1 protein-coding gene is annotated in these 290 nt (G+C 70.7%); it reads left to right on the top strand.

Going from position 1 to position 290, the window contains the following annotated elements:
- The coding region (locus I71_RS33125; protein ID WP_042704328.1) for a 4Fe-4S dicluster domain-containing protein at positions 1-290 on the top strand (290 nt) is incomplete at both ends.

Raw genomic sequence — 290 nt, 5'->3', positions numbered from 1 at the left:
CCCACAAGGGCCTTGGCGACTGCATCGACTGCGGCCAGTGCGTGCATGTCTGCCCGACCGGCATCGACATCCGCGACGGCATCCAGATGGAATGCATCGGCTGCGGCCTCTGCGTCGACGCCTGCAACGACGTGATGGCGCGCATCGGCCGGCCCGGCGACCTGATCCGCTTCGATACGCTGACGGCCCAGGCGGCGAAGGCCGCCGCGGCCCAATCGCAGGCCACCGGCGCGCCGCCCGCCCGCTATCGCCTGATCCGGCCGCGCACCATCGTCTATGGCCTGATGCTG

The organism is Azospirillum sp. B506 (genome assembly GCF_000333595.1).
Taxonomy (GTDB): Bacteria; Pseudomonadota; Alphaproteobacteria; order Azospirillales; family Azospirillaceae; genus Azospirillum.
The sequence above is the reverse complement of the archived record's forward strand: the minus strand, read 5'-3'. Positions and strand labels throughout refer to the sequence as shown.